General features: G+C 60.1%; 14 protein-coding genes. 10 read left to right on the top strand and 4 right to left on the bottom strand.

Annotated elements, in window-relative coordinates:
- Positions 1 to 21 precede the first annotated feature (21 nt).
- The 4 genes from uvrC to ACYZT6_RS11505 form a co-directional block, all read right to left on the bottom strand.
- Positions 22 to 1,845, bottom strand: coding sequence for an excinuclease ABC subunit UvrC (gene uvrC / locus ACYZT6_RS11520; RefSeq protein ID WP_462026988.1), 1,824 nt, complete (start codon positions 1,843 to 1,845; stop codon positions 22 to 24).
- 2 nt (positions 1,846 to 1,847) lie between these two features.
- Positions 1,848 to 2,489: a response regulator transcription factor GacA gene (gene gacA, locus ACYZT6_RS11515; RefSeq protein WP_008015884.1), complete on the bottom strand. Its 642-nt coding sequence runs from the start codon at positions 2,487 to 2,489 to the stop codon at positions 1,848 to 1,850.
- A gap of 127 nt (positions 2,490 to 2,616) precedes the next feature.
- On the bottom strand, positions 2,617 to 3,060 hold the full coding sequence (locus tag ACYZT6_RS11510; protein WP_462026987.1) for a GNAT family N-acetyltransferase: 444 nt from the start codon (positions 3,058 to 3,060) through the stop codon (positions 2,617 to 2,619).
- Complete coding sequence (locus tag ACYZT6_RS11505) at positions 3,060 to 3,821, bottom strand: carbon-nitrogen hydrolase family protein (RefSeq protein WP_462026986.1); 762 nt, start codon at positions 3,819 to 3,821, stop codon at positions 3,060 to 3,062. The genes ACYZT6_RS11510 and ACYZT6_RS11505 overlap by 1 nt, the downstream gene beginning before the upstream one ends.
- A gap of 626 nt (positions 3,822 to 4,447) precedes the next feature.
- Here ACYZT6_RS11505 and ACYZT6_RS11500 point away from each other — a divergent pair.
- The 10 genes from ACYZT6_RS11500 (at position 4,448) to hbdH (ending at position 16,799) form a co-directional block, all read left to right on the top strand.
- Positions 4,448 to 5,536 carry a 3-deoxy-7-phosphoheptulonate synthase gene (locus ACYZT6_RS11500; protein ID WP_462026985.1) on the top strand — a complete coding sequence of 363 codons (1,089 nt, stop codon included), beginning with the start codon at positions 4,448 to 4,450 and terminating at the stop codon, positions 5,534 to 5,536.
- Between the two features lie 288 nt (positions 5,537 to 5,824).
- Complete coding sequence (locus ACYZT6_RS11495) at positions 5,825 to 6,706, top strand: lipase family alpha/beta hydrolase (protein ID WP_462026984.1); 882 nt, start codon at positions 5,825 to 5,827, stop codon at positions 6,704 to 6,706.
- A gap of 83 nt (positions 6,707 to 6,789) precedes the next feature.
- On the top strand, positions 6,790 to 7,071 hold the full coding sequence (locus tag ACYZT6_RS11490; protein WP_131058720.1) for a peptidylprolyl isomerase: 282 nt from the start codon (positions 6,790 to 6,792) through the stop codon (positions 7,069 to 7,071).
- A 135-nt stretch (positions 7,072 to 7,206) separates the two neighbouring features.
- Positions 7,207 to 9,075 (top strand): extracellular solute-binding protein, encoded by a 1,869-nt coding sequence (locus tag ACYZT6_RS11485; RefSeq protein ID WP_462026983.1) that lies wholly within the window; start codon positions 7,207 to 7,209, stop codon positions 9,073 to 9,075.
- Positions 9,075 to 10,136 carry a microcin C ABC transporter permease YejB gene (locus ACYZT6_RS11480; RefSeq protein ID WP_462026982.1) on the top strand — a complete coding sequence of 354 codons (1,062 nt, stop codon included), beginning with the start codon at positions 9,075 to 9,077 and terminating at the stop codon, positions 10,134 to 10,136. The genes ACYZT6_RS11485 and ACYZT6_RS11480 overlap by 1 nt, the downstream gene beginning before the upstream one ends.
- Entirely contained in the window at positions 10,136 to 11,158 is a 1,023-nt protein-coding gene (locus ACYZT6_RS11475) for an ABC transporter permease (RefSeq protein ID WP_462026981.1), read from the top strand. The genes ACYZT6_RS11480 and ACYZT6_RS11475 overlap by 1 nt, the downstream gene beginning before the upstream one ends.
- Positions 11,159 to 11,199: 41 nt before the next feature.
- A complete protein-coding gene (locus ACYZT6_RS11470; RefSeq protein WP_462026980.1) occupies positions 11,200 to 12,774 on the top strand; it encodes an ABC transporter ATP-binding protein in 1,575 nt (524 codons plus the stop codon).
- Positions 12,775 to 12,915: 141 nt separating this feature from the next.
- Complete coding sequence (locus ACYZT6_RS11465) at positions 12,916 to 14,331, top strand: sigma-54 interaction domain-containing protein (protein ID WP_462026979.1); 1,416 nt, start codon at positions 12,916 to 12,918, stop codon at positions 14,329 to 14,331.
- Between the two features lie 295 nt (positions 14,332 to 14,626).
- Entirely contained in the window at positions 14,627 to 16,018 is a 1,392-nt protein-coding gene (locus tag ACYZT6_RS11460) for a GntP family permease (protein ID WP_461958628.1), read from the top strand.
- A gap of 7 nt (positions 16,019 to 16,025) precedes the next feature.
- Entirely contained in the window at positions 16,026 to 16,799 is a 774-nt protein-coding gene (gene hbdH, locus ACYZT6_RS11455; RefSeq protein ID WP_462026978.1) for a 3-hydroxybutyrate dehydrogenase, read from the top strand.
- Positions 16,800 to 16,927 lie beyond the last annotated feature (128 nt).

Raw genomic sequence — 16,927 nt, 5'->3', positions numbered from 1 at the left:
GCTACGAGGTGAGGTGGCATTCTACTCGCTGTGCAGATTTGCATAAATCAACTCTGCGAGCTTTTTACTGATCCCGGGTGCTTTGGCGATCTCTTCGATGCTGGCACGAGACAGCTCCTGCAATCCACCAAAATGTTTTAACAAATCGCGCCGACGTGTCGGTCCGACGCCTGCGACGCCCTCAAGCGTCGATGTGCGCCGGGTTTTGCCACGGCGAGCGCGGTGCCCGGTAATTGCGAAACGGTGGGCTTCATCGCGTATTTGTTGAATCAAATGCAGCGCGGGGGAATCGCCGCGCAACGTAAATTCGTGGGCTGCGTCGTTCAGGTACAGGGTTTCAAAACCGGCCTTGCGCGTCGCGCCCTTGGCCACGCCCAGCAAAATCAGATCAGGCACCGCCATTTCATTGAGCACGTCGCGGGCCATCGACAGCTGCCCCTTGCCGCCGTCCACCAGCAGAATGTCCGGAAGCTTGCCCTCCCCGTCCTTCAGTTTGCTGAAGCGTCGGGTCAGGGCTTGGTGCATGGCCGCATAGTCGTCGCCCGGGGTCACGCCTTCAATGTTGTAGCGACGATAGTCGGACTTGATCGGGCCTTCCGGACCGAACACCACGCAAGAGGCAACGGTGGCTTCGCCGCTGGAATGGCTGATGTCGTAGCACTCAAGACGCTGCGGCGGCTCGTCCAGGCTCAACACTTCTGCCAAGGCCTCGAAACGGGCGGCGACGTGTTGACGGTTGGCCAGCCTCGCGCCCAACGCCTGCTCGGCATTGGTGACCGCCAGTTGTTGCCAGCGCGCTCGCGTACCGCGGACCCGATGGCTGATGGTCAACTCGCGACCGCGCAGCTCTTCAATGGCCGTAATCAGGGTCGGAAAGTCTTCGTGAACCACGTTGACGATCAGCTCGCTCGGCAAGTCGCGCTCGGGACTGGTAATGAAGTACTGACCGAGAAATGCAGCCATGACCTCGGAAACGTCTTCATCGATTCCGACCTGAGGGAAGAAGTTCTTGCTACCCAGCACTCGCCCACCGCGCACGCTGATCAGGTGAACGCAAGCGCCCCCCGGATTGACGAACGCAGCGATCACATCGATATCGCCGGTGCCACCTTCCATGCTTTGCTGATCCTGGACCCGGCGCAGCAACGATATCTGGTCGCGCAACTCGGCGGCTCGCTCGAACTCGAGGTTGATCGCCGCCTCTTCCATGCCGGCGGACAACTCGTCCGTCAGCGCATTGCTGCGGCCTTCAAGGAACATGACCGAGTGGCGAACGTCCTCGGCATACACCTCGGGCTCCACCAGTCCCACGCACGGGGCCTTGCAGCGTTTTATCTGGTATTGCAGACAAGGGCGCGTACGGTTCTTGTAATAGCTCTCTTCGCACTGGCGAACAAAAAAGGTCTTTTGCAGCAGGCTCAGGCTTTCGCGAATGGCGCCCGCGCTGGGATACGGACCGAAATACTTGCCCTTGGCTTTCTTCGCGCCGCGATGGATGCTCAAGCGAGGAAACTGCCCATCCGACAGAAAGACGTAAGGGTAGGATTTGTCATCGCGCAGCAGAATGTTATACGGCGGGCGCCATTCCTTGATCAGCGTCTGCTCAAGCAGCAAGGCTTCCGTTTCGTTGGCCGTGATGGTGGTTTCGACTTGGGCGATGCGCCCCACCAGCGCCGCAGTCTTGGGCGCGAGACCGGTTTTGCGGAAGTAGCTGGCCAAGCGTTTTTTCAGATTCTTGGCTTTGCCGACGTACAGCAGGCGTGCATCGCTGTCGAACATGCGATAGACACCGGGACGCCCACTGACCGTGGACAGAAAGGCGCCTGGATCGAAGACTTCAGTCATTTTCAGAGGCTGGCATCGACCATGCCGTGGCGCACCGCCAACAGCGTCAGCTCGACATCACTGCTGATCGAGAGCTTCTCGAAAATGCGGTAACGGTAAGTGTTGACCGTTTTTGGCGACAGGCAGAGCTTGTCGGAAATAATCTGGACTTTCTGACACCCGACAATCATCAATGCGATCTGAATCTCGCGTTCCGACAGCGCGTCGAAAGGCGAATCGTTGGTCGGCTGAAAGGATTTGATCGCCAGTTGCTGGGCAATCTGCGGGCTGATGTAGCGTTGCCCGGCAAACACCAGGCGAATCGCCTGGACCATCTCCGGCAACCCGGCGCCCTTGGTCAGATAACCTGCGGCGCCGGCCTGCAACAGCCGCGTAGGAAACGGATCTTCCTCGCACACGGTGACCGCGACGACTTTGATGTCGGGATGACTGCGCAATAACTTGCGCGTGGCTTCAAGACCGCCGATCCCGGGCATCTTGACGTCCATCAGCACCACATCGGGTTTCAACTCACGCGCTTTCAGCAGGGATTCCTCCCCCGACTCAGCCTGGCCGACTACTTGCAGGCCATCGATGTCAGCCAGCATTCGTGTAATACCCGTACGAACGAGATCATGGTCATCGACTACTAGCACCCTAATCAAGCAGACACCTCGCGATATGGTCTTATTGGGTTGCCGGACACCTTAGCAAAAAGCGACTGGCAGACCTAGCGGCAACCGTTATATAAAAAGTTTCAATACATCTTGAAAGGCTTGCCCCAAGCGTGTTTCAGCGATGGAGCTCATCGACATCGCGCTGCATTCTCAGGAAACACTCGTCCCAACCGACCACCTTCAGCCCTTTTCGCTCGTACAGAGCCTTGGCTGGATTCGTTTCAAAAACTGTCAGGCGTAACGCCGGACGCCGTTCCTTGCACGCCATGGCGAATACCTGATCGATCGCCCAGGAACCGGCACCCTGTCTCTGAAAGGCTTCGAGTACGTGCAGCTCGCGGATATATAAAGCTCTAGCGTCGCGACTGAGGCTCACATAACCCTGCAAGACATCGTCACGGACGATCAACCAGTTCTCGCGTCCGGCCCAGGCGACATCGAAGGCTTCGTCCTGCCATAACAAATCATGCCGAATGTAATAGCCGAGCATGGTTCGACAGGTCAAGTCGCGAGCAAACTCCAGATCCCCGGACGTTGCCGGACGCAATTCGAAGCCCATCAAGCCTCCACGACCTCCACGACTTGCCCGTTAAAACAGCCACCAGCGTCTCGGCGAGCAATGACCAGCAGATTACCCGTGCCGGGTGCTGCTGCTATCAACGACCCATCCGCCGCCCAGATCGCGCTGCGCCCCGCCGACTCCCAACCCCCGGTCACCCCGCCATGATTGGCCATGAGAACGGCCATCGAATGGGTGCCGGCATAGCCTTGCAAGAGGGCAGTATCCGGCGCATAGCCGTTTTCGGTGATCAGTACGCCCGCGGCATAAAGGTCGGCGCCTTGTTCCGCCGCCGCTGCGGCGTGACTGGCGTGAGAAAAATCGGCGCACACCGCCAACGCGACGGTGTCGGTGCCGATCTTCAACGTCGAACCACCCGTGCCCGGCGCAAACGCCACCTCCCCGCCTGGATGCAGATGCTGCTTGCTGTACACCCCGAGCGAACCATCGGCGCCCAGGACCAACGCCCCGATCAGTACCGGCGAATCATCCGACAGACGAATCGGCATTCCGACCACACTCGTCACGCCCACTTCCCGCGCGAAATCTCGCAGCGGTTGCAGCACCTCGGCATTCGGATCAATTGCCAGTTCAGCCGCCAGTCCGCGCTCGTACCCGGTCAGCGACAACTCAGGAAAGACGAGCAACTGGACGCCCTGCTCCGCGGCAACCTGCATGAAGCGCTGATGCCAGGTGATATTGGCGGCGAGATCACCCGCGATAGAGATCGATTGTGCAGCGGCGATGGTCAGTGTCGTCATGTTTCGTCCTTGTGATGTGACAGGTTGGGCGGAACGCGAAGTGTGTCATAAACCCTGTCGCACTCAAGCGATAGAAAACGCCGCCGCTGATCCATAGCAATTTCTGATTGAAACCGCGCACCGGCCTCTAGTAAGCTCGGCGCATTCATCGGAGACAGACCATGTTCAACGCCCTCTCACAGCTTCGTACCGCCAGCGCCTCGCGCTCGGGTGCGGCTGCCCGGGCGACTGACGTTTGTGCTCCGGTCAGCTTTTATTTTGGGTATTGGTTTAGCCACTGGCGCGCCTGATACCCACACGGCGCCCACTTTAAACGGGTCGCCACCAGAGAATTCTCAACCCCCGGTCGGCTTCCCGACCGGGGGTTTTGTTTTTTCAGCCCCACCATTTTTAGCGACACACCAGACAACTTGAGGATTCAGAAAATGAACTACACCACTTATTACCGTTACGACAGTTTTACCGCCTGGCGATTTACCAGCCTCCGCTCGGGACAGCCTGCCGCCTCCGATCGGTCACCCACAGGTGGCAAGCACACACACGCAGCCAATCCGGCCAATTGTCGAACACCCCAGTAGGGCCGAGCGCGCGGGAACGAACCCGCCGCCAGCCCAGGAAGCCTGAATATGAACTCGTCCGTCTCTGCTCTGCCGCTGTCCACCTTGAGCCCGGCCAATGAAGCGCTGACTCTGCGTCTGCCCAGCTCATTGCAACTCAAACAGCAATTGCCCCTCGACAATGCCCTGACCCGGCAAGTCGCCACCCACCGCGACGCGGTCCGCGCGATCCTCAACGGTGAAGATTCCCGCCTGGTGGTCATCGTCGGCCCTTGCTCGATACACGACCCCCAGTCCGCCCTCGAATACGCCGCCAATCTCGCTCGCCTCGCCGCCGAAGTCAGCGATGAAATGCTGCTGGTGATGCGCGCCTACGTCGAAAAACCCCGCACCACGGTCGGCTGGAAAGGCCTGGCCTACGACCCGCGGCTTGACGGCAGCGACGACATGGCCGGCGGTTTGACGCTGTCGCGCGAACTGATGCGCGAAATGCTACGCATCGGCTTGCCGATTGCCACCGAGCTGCTGCAACCCATGGCGGCGGGCTACTTCGACGATCTGTTGAGCTGGGTCGCCATCGGCGCCCGCACCACCGAGTCGCAAATCCACCGGGAAATGGCCAGCGGCCTGAGCATGCCGGTCGGTTTCAAGAACGGCACCGATGGCGGCGTTGCCGTTGCCAGCGACGCCATGCGTTCGGCCGCCCACCCGCATCGCCATTTCGGTATCGACAGCCAAGGGCATCCTGCGGTCATTCAAACCCCGGGCAATCCTGACACCCATCTGGTTTTGCGCGGCGGTCATCGCGGGCCGAACTACGATCGCGTCAGCGTCGCCCAAGTGAACAACGATTTGACCCGACTCAAGATCCCGGCCCGGATCATGGTCGACTGCAGCCACGCCAACAGCGGCAAAGACCCGGCACGCCAGCCGGCCGTGTTCAACGATGTGCTTGAGCAACGCCTGCAGGGTGATCGATCGCTGATCGGCATGATGATCGAGAGCCATTTGTTCGAAGGTTGCCAGCCCCTGAGCCCATCGTTGCGCTACGGCGTATCGGTAACCGATGGCTGCCTTGGCTGGACCGGAACCGAACAACTGCTGCGCCAGGCAGCCGACCGGCTGCGATCACAGAACAGCGTTCAACAACCGGCATAACCACTGCCGGACGCCCAGCCCTCGATCGAGGGCTGGGCGTCTGAAAAGCGAATCGGTTTACAGGTAAACGGCGTTCGCAGAGTAGGCCGTTGCAACGATGTGCTCCGTGAACGACAAAAAGATGTCCAAATATTCCGAACAGGACCTCATTCTCTTTCGAACTTTCCTACGTTTTCTATACCTTTTTCATTAGCTCACAGCGGATTCCTCATACACCGCCGAGCTGCCGCCGTGCTTTAGAGTGAGCCCATATTCACCCCTCTGAACCACCGCGAAAAAGGAATGAACATGCTACGGAATGCAACTACTCAGTACCCAATCCTGCTGATCCACGGGCTCTTCGGCTTTGATCGCATTGGCAAAGTCGAACTCTTCCATGACGTCAAGCAGGCCCTCAGAAGTGCCGGCGCAAGAGTGTTTATCCCCCACCTCTCGGCTACTCAAAGCAACGAAGTGCGCGGCGACCAACTGTTGGCACAGATCGAACGGGTGCTGGAAGGAACCGGTGCCCAACAGGTCAACCTGATCGGTCACAGCCAGGGTGCCCTCGCGGCACGTTACGCGGCAGCCATCGCGCCAGAAATCATCGCGTCGGTGACCTCGGTCAGCGGCCCGAACCACGGCTCGGAACTGGCCGACTTTCTGCGCAAGGCACTGACGCCCGGACGCCTGCCGGAACACGTCGCGGCAACGGTTGCCACGCTGTTTGCCGACTTTCTGTCGTTGCTCAGCGGTCACCAGCATTTGCCGCAGAACGCCATCGCCGCGCTCAACGCATTGACCACCGAAGGTGTGGGCGCTTTCAACGACAAATACCCGCAAGGGCTGCCAAAAACCTGGGGCGGCAAGGGCCGTGAGCTGGTTAACGGCGTGCGTTATTACTCCTGGAGCGGGACGTTGCAGGGCGACCTTCTCGACAAAGGCCTGGATGCGGTCAATCCGCTGCACGGTTTCCTCCAGGCCTTTTCCCGCTACTTCACTACCGAAGCGGAGCAGAATGACGGCATGGTTGGCCGCTACAGCTCCCATTTAGGCAAAGTTATCCGTTCCGACTATCCGCTGGATCATTTGGACAGCCTCAGTCAAACCGCGGGCGCACTGCGCAAGGGCGTCGACCCGATTGCCTTGTATGTGCAGCATGCCGAGCGCCTGAGAAATGCCGGCCTGTAAACCGTGCGGAACTTTGACGAGAAATAGGCCACTGAATCCGGTAGGCTCCGCACTTTACTGAACATTGAAAGGAGTATTTTTCCATGGCTAAAGCCACTGCCCGTCACATCCTGGTTGCCTCGGAAGCCAAGTGCAACGAACTCAAAGCCCAGATCGAAGGCGGCGCTGATTTCGCCCAGGTTGCCAAAGACAACTCCACTTGCCCGTCCAGCCGCCAAGGCGGCGACCTGGGTTCGTTCGGCCCGGGCCAGATGGTCAAGGAGTTCGACGCCGTCGTCTTCAGCGCACCGATCAACGTGGTGCAAGGCCCGGTCAAGACCCAGTTTGGCTATCACTTGCTGGAAGTGACCAGCCGCCAGGACTGATCGACGCCCTGGTTTTGTGCATGACGGCCCGCCTTTTGGTGGGCCGTTGTGTTTCGGATACGTGATACGGCTGGCGAGGGACGCGCCGCTAGCGTACAAATTGCGGTTATCGATCACCCGGCTTTAAGGCTGACAATGCGACTGGCTTTCCCTACTTTGTTGTTCACTGCCGTGGCCCTGCTACTAAGTGCCACTGGTGTGAATGCAGCACCGCAACAGGCGTTGACCGTGTACGGCGAACCGGCGAAGTATCCCGCCGGCTTCAGTCATTTCGCCTACGCCAACCCGCAAGCGCCCAAGGGCGGCACGATGCGCCGCTCGGCCATCGAAATCGGGCATTTCGACCATATATTGCCTTACATCGACAAGGGCATTGGCGTCACGCAAATCGACGGTTTGCTCTACTCGCCTCTGGCCCAGCGCTCGCTTGACGAGCCCTACACCGTGTACGGCCTGGTGGCGCAAAAGATGGAACGCTCGGACGACGGCATGTCCCTGCGCTTCTATTTGAACCCCAAGGCGCGCTTCGCCGACGACACACCGATCACAGCCCAGGACGTGCGTTACACCTTCGACCTGCTGATGACCCAGGGCAGCCTGCGCTATCGCACCCAGTTCGCCGACGTCAAAGGCGTCGAAGTCGAAGCGCCGCTGACGGTTCGGTTCGACTTCAAAAGCAACGAAAACCGCACCCTGCCCCTCGACATTGCCACGCTGCCGGTCTTTCCAGAACACTGGTGGAAGACCCGTGAATTCGCCAATGGCGGTGGTTATGAGGCGCCACTGGGCAGTGGCCCTTACAAGGTGGGCAAGGTCGATTCCGGTCGCAGCATCACCTTCGAGCGCAACGCCAACTGGTGGGGCAAGGATCTACCGGTCAGCCGCGGCCTCTACAACTTCGATCATTTCAGCATCGAATACTTCGGCGATACCGACGTCGCGCGCCAGGTCTTGCGCGGCGGTGCCTACGATTACAACCGCGAATTCTCCGCGACCGGCTATTCCATCGGCTACGAGAGCCCGGCCCTGAGCGACGGTCGCCTGCAAAAAGCGCATCTGGCCACACAAGCACCGCAACCGGCCCAGGGGTTTGTCTTCAACCTGCAAAACCCAATATTCCAGGACCGCCGAGTACGCCAGGCGCTGGTCATGCTGTGGGATTTCGAGTGGAGCAACCGGCAGATGATGCGTGATATGTACATCCGCCAGCAGAGTTTCTTTTCCAACACCGACCTCGCCGCCCGCCAATTGCCGGATGCGGGCGAGCTGGCCATCCTTGAACCGCTGCGTGGGCAGATCCCCGACGAGGTCTTCACCAAAGTCTTCGAAGCGCCGAAAACCGATGGCAGCGGTCTGATTCGCGACAAACAATTGCAAGCGCTGGACCTGCTCGAGCAGGCGGGCTGGAAACCCGATGGCGACCAATTGGTCAACGCCGAAGGCACGCCGCTGAGTTTCACCTTTCTGGTCAGCCAGAACGGCATGGATCGATTGCTGCTGCCGTATAAGCGCACCTTGAAGCAGATCGGCGTCGACCTGAATATTCGCCGCATCGACTCGTCCCAGTACGTGAATCGCCTGATGAGCCGCGACTACGACATGATCGTCACCGGCTATCCGGTCACCACTTCACCGGGTGGCGAGCTGTTCAACTACTTCGGCTCGATCTCGGCCAACGACCCCGGTGCCAACAACTACATGGTGCTGAAGAACCCCGCGGTCGACACGCTGATCAACGGGTTGGTCCGCGCCAACACCCAACCGGAAATGCTGCGTTACGCTCATGCGCTGGACCGGGTGCTGCAATGGAACTACTACTGGATTCCCAACTATTACCCGCCGGGCACTTCGACAGTGTGGTGGAACCGGTTCGGCATGCCCAACGAGCAGGCCAGTAATGACGAAGCCATAGAGAGCTGGTGGGAAGTGAGTACCACGCCGCTGACGAACCAGCAGATGACGGCCGAGAAAATCCGCCGTGGCACACCCGGAGGGCCGCATTGATGTGGGCTTATATACTGCGGCGCCTGCTGCTGATCATCCCGACGCTGGTGATCATTCTTCTGGTCAACTTCATCATCGTCCAGGCCGCGCCGGGCGGTCCGGTGGAACAGGCCATCGCGCATTTGCAAGGCATCGGCGGCGCGAGTGTCGGCGGCGGCCCCGGCGAGACCCTGTCCGGCACCTCCCGGGCCAGTCGCGGCCTCGACCCGCAATTGATCAAGGACATCGAAAAGCAATATGGCTTCGACAAACCAGCACCGGAACGCCTGTGGCTGATGCTGACCAGCTACGCGCGCCTGGACTTCGGCAAAAGCTTTTTCCGCGGCGCGACCGTCACCGACCTGATCCTGGAAAAAATGCCGGTCACCATTTCCCTCGGGCTCTGGGCGACGCTGATCACGTACCTTGTGTCGATCCCGTTAGGTATCCGCAAAGCGGTGCATCATGGCAGCCATTTCGATATCTGGAGCAGCACGGCAATCATCATCGGTTACGCGATGCCGGCGTTCCTGTTCGCGATGTTCCTGATCGTGGTCTTTGCCGGTGGCACCTCACTGAACTGGTTCCCGGTGCGCGGGCTGGTCTCGGACAACTTCGAATCGCTGTCGACCGTGGGCAAGATCGCCGACTACTTCTGGCACCTCGTGCTGCCGGTGACGGCGCTGGTGATCGGCGGTTTCGCCACCCTGACGATCCTCACCAAGAACTCGTTCCTCAACGAAATCACGCGCCAGTACGTGGTCACCGCACGGGCCAAAGGCTTGAGCGAACGACGAGTGCTTTACGGCCACGTGTTTCGCAACGCGATGCTGCTGGTGGTATCGGGCATTCCCCAGGCGTTCATCAGCGTGTTCTTCGCCGGCTCGCTGCTGATCGAGGTGATTTTCTCCCTCGATGGCCTGGGGCGCATGAGCTACGAGGCCGCCGTGTCGCGGGACTATCCGGTGGTGTTCGGCTCGCTGTTTATCTTCACGCTGTTCGGGCTCCTGATAAAACTGATCGGCGACCTCTGCTACACCCTGGTCGACCCGCGTATCGACTTCGCCGCGAGGAACGCCTGATGTTCAAGCTCTCGCCGTTAGGCCGTCGCCGCTTCGAACGCTTCAAAAAAAACCGCCGGGGCTGGTGGTCGCTGTGGCTGTTCATTGGCCTGTTTCTGCTGACGCTGGGCGGCGAGTTGATCGCCAACGACAAGCCGCTGGTGGTGAGTTACCAAGGTCAGTGGTACTTCCCGGTGTTCAAGCGCCACACCGAGCAGGAGTTCGGCGGGCAACTGCCGTTTCAGGCCGACTATCGCAGCGACTACGTGCAGAAGCTGATTCACAAGGACGGCGGCTGGATGCTGTTTCCGCCGATCCCGTTCAGCGATGACACGCCCAATTATGAGCTCAACAAACCGGCGCCGAGCCCACCCTCAAGTGTCAACTGGCTGGGCACCGACGACCAGTCCCGGGATGTCATGGCCCGGGTGATTTTCGGTGCGCGGGTGTCGATCCTGTTTGCGTTGATGCTGACCTTTGTCAGCGCGTTGATCGGTATCGCCGCTGGCGCGCTGCAAGGCTATTACGGCGGCTGGGTCGACCTGATCGGTCAACGTTTGCTGGAGGTCTGGTCCGGGCTGCCAGTGCTGTACCTGCTGATCATTCTGTCGGGGTTCGTCGAGCCGAATTTCTGGTGGCTGCTGGGGATCATGGCGCTGTTTTCCTGGCTGGCGCTGGTCGATGTGGTGCGCGCCGAGTTCCTGCGTGGGCGCAACCTGGAATACGTCAAAGCCGCCCGTGCGCTGGGCCTTACGGATCGGAAAGTGATTGTCCGGCATATCCTGCCCAACGCCATGAACGCGACGTTGAGCTATCTGCCGTTCATTCTCACCGGGGCCATCTCCACCCTCACGGCCCTGGATTTCCTCGGCTTCGGCATGCCGGCCGGCAGCGCATCGCTGGGTGAGTTGATCGGGCAAGGCAAGCAAAACCTGCAAGCGCCTTGGCTGGGGCTGACGGCGTTTTTCACCCTGGCGCTAATTCTTTCCTTATTGGTGTTTATCGGCGAGGCGTTGCGTGATGCCTTTGATCCGCGCTCTTGAGCCGCGCTCTTGAGCCTCGATCGTGAAATGGGATAGCTGATATGAGTACCAACCTGATCGAAATCCGTGACCTCAGCGTGGCCTTCAATGGCCAGACGGTGGTACGCAACCTGTGCCTGGACATCCATCCCGGCGAATGCCTGGCGTTGGTGGGCGAATCGGGCTCCGGCAAATCGGTGACGGCCCACTCGATCCTGCAACTGCTGCCCGAGACTGGTACCCAAACCACTGGCAGCATTCGCTATCGCGGCAGGGAGCTGCTCGGCGCCCCGCCCCAAGTGTTGCGTGAGCTGCGCGGCAACCGGATCGCGATGATCTTTCAGGAGCCGATGACCTCGCTCAATCCGTTGCACAGCATCGAAAAGCAGATCGGCGAAACCCTGTTGGTGCACAAGGGCCTGACGGGCAAAATGGCACAAGCGCGGATTCTGGAGTTGCTGCAACTGGTCGGCATCCAGAAGCCCAAAGAGCGGCTCAAGGCCTATCCCCATCAACTGTCCGGTGGCCAGCGGCAACGGGTGATGATCGCCATGGCCCTGGCTTGCGAACCGCAGTTGCTGATCGCTGATGAACCCACCACGGCGCTGGACGTGACGGTGCAGCGCAAAATCCTGATTCTGCTCAAGTCCCTGCAACAGCGGCTCGGCATGTCGCTGCTGTTGATCAGCCACGACCTCAATCTGGTGCGCAGCATCGCTCAGCGCGTGTGCGTGATGAAGGCTGGGGAAATCGTCGAAGAGGCCACGTGCGAGACGATCTTCACCGAGCCGAAACACCCCTACAGCTGCGTGCTGCTGAACGCCGAACCGGAAGGCGGAGCCCTGCCCCGGGATGAGCGCGAGAACGTACTGGAAGTGGACAATTTGAGCGTGCAGTTTGCCCTCGGTGGCGGGTTGTTCCAGCGCAAGACTTACCTGAAAGCGGTGGACGGCATCAGCCTGAACATTCAGCGCGGTAAAACCCTGGGTATCGTTGGCGAGTCCGGCTCGGGCAAGTCGACCTTGGGCCAGGCGATCCTGCGCCTGCTCGATTCCGAAGGCAGCATTCGCTTTCAGGGCGAGGCGCTGGACGGTCTGACGCAAAAGCAGCTGCGGCCATGGCGCAAGAAGATGCAGGTGGTGTTCCAGGACCCCTTCGGCAGCCTCAGCCCGCGAATGTCCGTTGCGCAGATCATCAGTGAAGGGCTCGAAGTGCATAGCCAGTTGACGGCGCAAGAGTGCAAGGACGAAGTGATTCGCGCACTGGAAGAAGTCGGCCTCGACCCGCAAAGCCGCCATCGCTATCCCCACGAGTTCTCCGGCGGTCAACGGCAACGCATCGCCATCGCCCGGGCGCTGGTGCTTAAACCGGCGCTGATTTTGCTCGACGAACCGACTTCGGCACTGGATCGCACCGTGCAAAAACAAGTGGTCGCCCTGCTCCGCCAGCTTCAGGAAAAACACGGCCTGACCTACCTGTTCATCAGCCATGACCTGGCGGTGGTGCGTGCCCTGGCCCACGACATGATTGTGATCAAGGACGGCAAGGTGGTCGAAAGCGGCGCCAGCCATGACGTCTTCGATTCACCGCAGCATCCGTACACCAAAGAGCTGTTGGCGGCGGCGCATCCGCGGTAGGCATATTTCGCGTCATTCAGTACAACCGCGTCGCGCCGTTCGCGGGCAAGCCTCGCTCCTACACGTCGAGGTGATCTGTAGGAGCGAGGCTTGCCCGCGAAGAGGCCCGCAAAGACAACACATATTCTGGATCTGACCTCTATGAACACCACCGAAAGCCTCAAGGACTACCAGCGCGTTCGCCTGCTGGCGATCCGTTCGCTGTTCGAGATCATCGAGCAGTCCAGCGAGGGCACGGTGATTGTCGATCGCGATGCGAACATCGTCTGGATGAACGAACGCTATGCCCGACGTTTCGGCCTGGAGTCGGCCGAAGTGGCCATCGGCAAGGCCTGCGAAAGCGTGATCCCGGGCAGCCTGCTGCGTGAGGTGGTTCGTACCGGCCGGCCGATCTTGCTGGACATGCAGGACACGCCGAAAGAACCGCTGGTGGTGATGCGCCTGCCGATCCACGACGATGCCGGCGCGGTGATCGGCGCCATCGGTTTTGCGCTGTTCGACGAACTGCACAGCCTGTCGCCAATGCTCAAACGCTACTTGAGCATGCAGGAAGAACTGGCCTCCACCCGCTCGTTGCTGCGGTCGCGGCAGACCAAATACAACTTCGCCCACTTCATCGGGACCAGCGCCGCCAGCCTCGAAGTCAAACGCCGCGCCCGGCGCAGTGCCAGTGCCGAGTCACCGGTGCTGTTGCTCGGCGAAACCGGCACCGGCAAGGAGTTGCTGGCCCAGGCGATCCACGGTGCTTCGCCGCGCGCGCACAAAGCGTTCGTCAGCATCAACAGCGCGGCGATTCCCGAGGCGTTGCTGGAAGCCGAGTTCTTCGGCACCGCACCCGGCGCGTTTACCGGCGCCGATCGCAAGGGCCGGGCCGGCAAGTTGCAGATCGCTCAGGGCGGCACGCTGTTTCTCGATGAAATCGGCGACATGCCGCTGCCGCTGCAAAGCAAGTTGCTGCGCGTGTTGCAGGAAAAGGAGTTCGAGCCGGTCGGCTCCAATGAAGTGATCCAGAGTGATGTGCGAGTGATCGCGGCCACCTCCACGGACCTGGAAGCGGCAATCAAACGCGGCGAGTTTCGCGCCGATTTGTATTACCGCCTCAACGTGCTGCCCATCAACGTACCGCCCCTGCGCGATCGGCTGGACGACTTGCCGGCGCTCAGTGAAGCGATCCTCGAGGAACTGCGCAGTCAGCATGAGTTGAACACCGAAGCCTTGGAACTGCTGGGGCAGCACGCCTGGCCGGGGAATATCCGTGAACTGCGCAATGTGCTGGAACGCGCGGCGCTGCTCAGTGATGACCTTGTGTTGAATGCCGGAGATATACGCGCAGCGATTGGTACGTTTACGCCAGTGGAGCGTGTGACGCCGAGGGTGATCGAGGCGGTTGCGCATGAGACGTTTAGTGAAGCGCGGGAGCGGTTTGACCGGCAGTTGATTGAATCTGCCCTGGCGCAATGCGGGGGCAAGGTGATTGAAGCGGCGGCGCGGCTGGGACTGGGGCGGTCTACTTTGTATAAGAAGATGGTCGCGCTGGGGATTGCAGAGTCTCTATAAAGAGACATAAATCTCTGTGGGTAGATTTGGCCTCTTCGCGGGCAAGCCTCGCTCCTACAGGGTTTGCGTCGGGCCGAAATACAGCGGCAACCACAAAACCAAGGAGCGAGGCTTGCCCGCGAAGGCATCCGGACAGTCTCAAGAGTCTCAAAACAGAGACAAATAGTTCAAAATCGCCTCGCTAGTATATAAATATCCTTATATTTCAATATGTTGTGTTAATGGCACGAATCTCGCTAAAGCCCTCTCCCACAAAAGATTCACCCTACAAAAATAACAATCCAGGAGACACACCATGAGTGTGATCATTGCCTTGGCGGCCCTCGCGCTGCTGATGCTGGCTGCTTACCGTGGCTACAGCGTTATTCTCTTCGCCCCGATTGCCGCCCTCGGCGCTGTCTTGCTCACCGACCCTTCCGCCGTCGCCCCTGCCTTCACCGGGGTGTTCATGGAGAAAATGGTCGGCTTCATCAAACTGTATTTCCCGGTGTTCCTGCTCGGCGCAGTGTTCGGCAAGTTGATCGAGCTGTCAGGGTTCTCCCGCTCCATCGTCGCAGCAGCGATTCGGCTGCTCGGCACTCGCCAAGCCATGCTGGTGATCGTGCTGGTCTGCGCCCTGCTCACTTACGGCGGCGTGTCGCTGTTTGTGGTGGTGTTTGCGGTCTACCCCTTTGCCGCTGAAATGTTCCGCCAGAGCAACATCCCCAAGCGGCTGATCCCGGCCACCATCGCCCTCGGTGCATTCTCGTTCACCATGGACGCCCTGCCCGGCACCCCGCAGATCCAGAACATCATCCCCAGCACCTTCTTCAACACCACCGCGTGGGCGGCGCCGTGGCTGGGTGTGATCGGCGCGATTTTCGTGTTCTGCGCCGGCATGCTGTTTCTCCAGCGCCAGCGCAACAAGGCTCAGGCCGCCGGTGAAGGTTATGGCACCGAACTGCGCAACGAGCCGGAAACCGCGGCCGACATCAAACTGCCAAACCCCTGGATCGCCCTGTCGCCGCTGCTGGCGGTAGGCATCATGAACCTGCTGTTTACCCAATGGATTCCGCAGTGGTACGGCAAGACCCACAGCCTTGCGCTGCCGGGCATGACCGCGCCGGTGACCACCGAAATCGCCAAACTCACCGCGATTTGGGCGGTTCAGGCGGCCTTGCTGGTGGGCATCATCATGGTGCTGGTGTTCGGCTTCCAGGCGATTCGCGGCAAGCTGGCCGAAGGCAGTCGAAGTGCGGTCAGCGGCTCGTTGCTGGCGGCAATGAACACCGCTTCCGAATACGGTTTTGGTGCAGTCATTGCCTCGCTGCCGGGCTTCCTGGTACTGGCCGACTGGCTCAAGAGCATTCCCAATCCGCTGGTCAACGAAGCGATTACCGTGACCCTGCTGGCCGGTATTACCGGTTCGGCGTCGGGCGGCATGAGCATTGCGCTGGCGGCCATGGCCAATGACTTTATCGCAGCGGCCCATGCCGCCAACATTCCGCTGGAAGTGCTGCACCGGGTGGCCGCGATGGCCAGTGGCGGCATGGACACCTTGCCGCACAACGGCGCGGTGATTACCTTGTTGGCGGTCACCGGCCTGACCCACCGCGAAGCCTACAAAGACATTTTCTGTATTACGCTGATCAAGACCCTGGCGGTCTTTGTGGTGATCGGTACTTTCTACGCCACTGGCATTGTGTGAGGTATTCATGACGACTCTTTCGGGCAAAACTGCACTGGTCACCGGTTCAACCAGCGGCATTGGCCTGGGCATCGCCCTGAGCCTGGCCAAGGCCGGCGCCAATCTGATCCTCAACGGTTTCGGTGATGCGTCCAAGGTGATTGCCGAGGTTGAACAATTCGGCGGCAAGGTCGGTCATCACCCGGCCGATGTCAGCGACCCGGCGCAGATTGCCGAGATGATCGCCTACGCCGAGCGTGAGTTCGGCGGCGTCGACATTCTGGTGAACAACGCCGGCATCCAGCACGTAGCGCCGGTGGAAGAGTTTCCGGTTGAGCGCTGGGACTCGATCATTGCGATCAACCTGTCGTCGGTGTTCCACAGCACCCGCTTGAGCTTGCCGGGCATGCGCGCCAAAGGTTGGGGGCGGATCATCAACATCGCCTCCGTTCACGGTCAGGTCGGTTCAGTGGGTAAAGCCGCCTACGTCGCGGCCAAGCATGGCGTGATCGGCTTGACCAAGGTGGTCGGGCTGGAAACGGCAACCACCAATGTCACCTGCAACGCCATTTGCCCGGGCTGGGTGTTGACGCCGCTGGTGCAGAAGCAGATTGATGATCGCATTGCCAAGGGGATCGACCCGCAGCAGGCACAGCATGATTTGCTGGCGGAGAAACAGCCGTCGCTGGAGTTCGTCACGCCGCCGCAGTTGGGTGAACTGGTGTTGTTCTTGTGCAGTGAGGCCGGCAGCCAGGTGCGTGGCGCGGCGTGGAATATTGATGGTGGGTGGTTGGCGCAGTAGTTCGGCAGTAAACCGCGTTATCGTTCTTCGCGGGCAAGCCTCGCTCCCACAGGTTTTGTGGTTGCCGCTGGATTTGTGGCTCGACGCAAAACCTGTGGGAGCGTGGCTTGCCCGCGAATGGATCTGAA

The sequence above is a fragment of the Pseudomonas sp. RT6P73 genome, from assembly GCF_054897715.1.
Note: the sequence above shows the minus strand (reverse complement) of the source record. Positions and strands in the feature narration are given on the sequence as shown.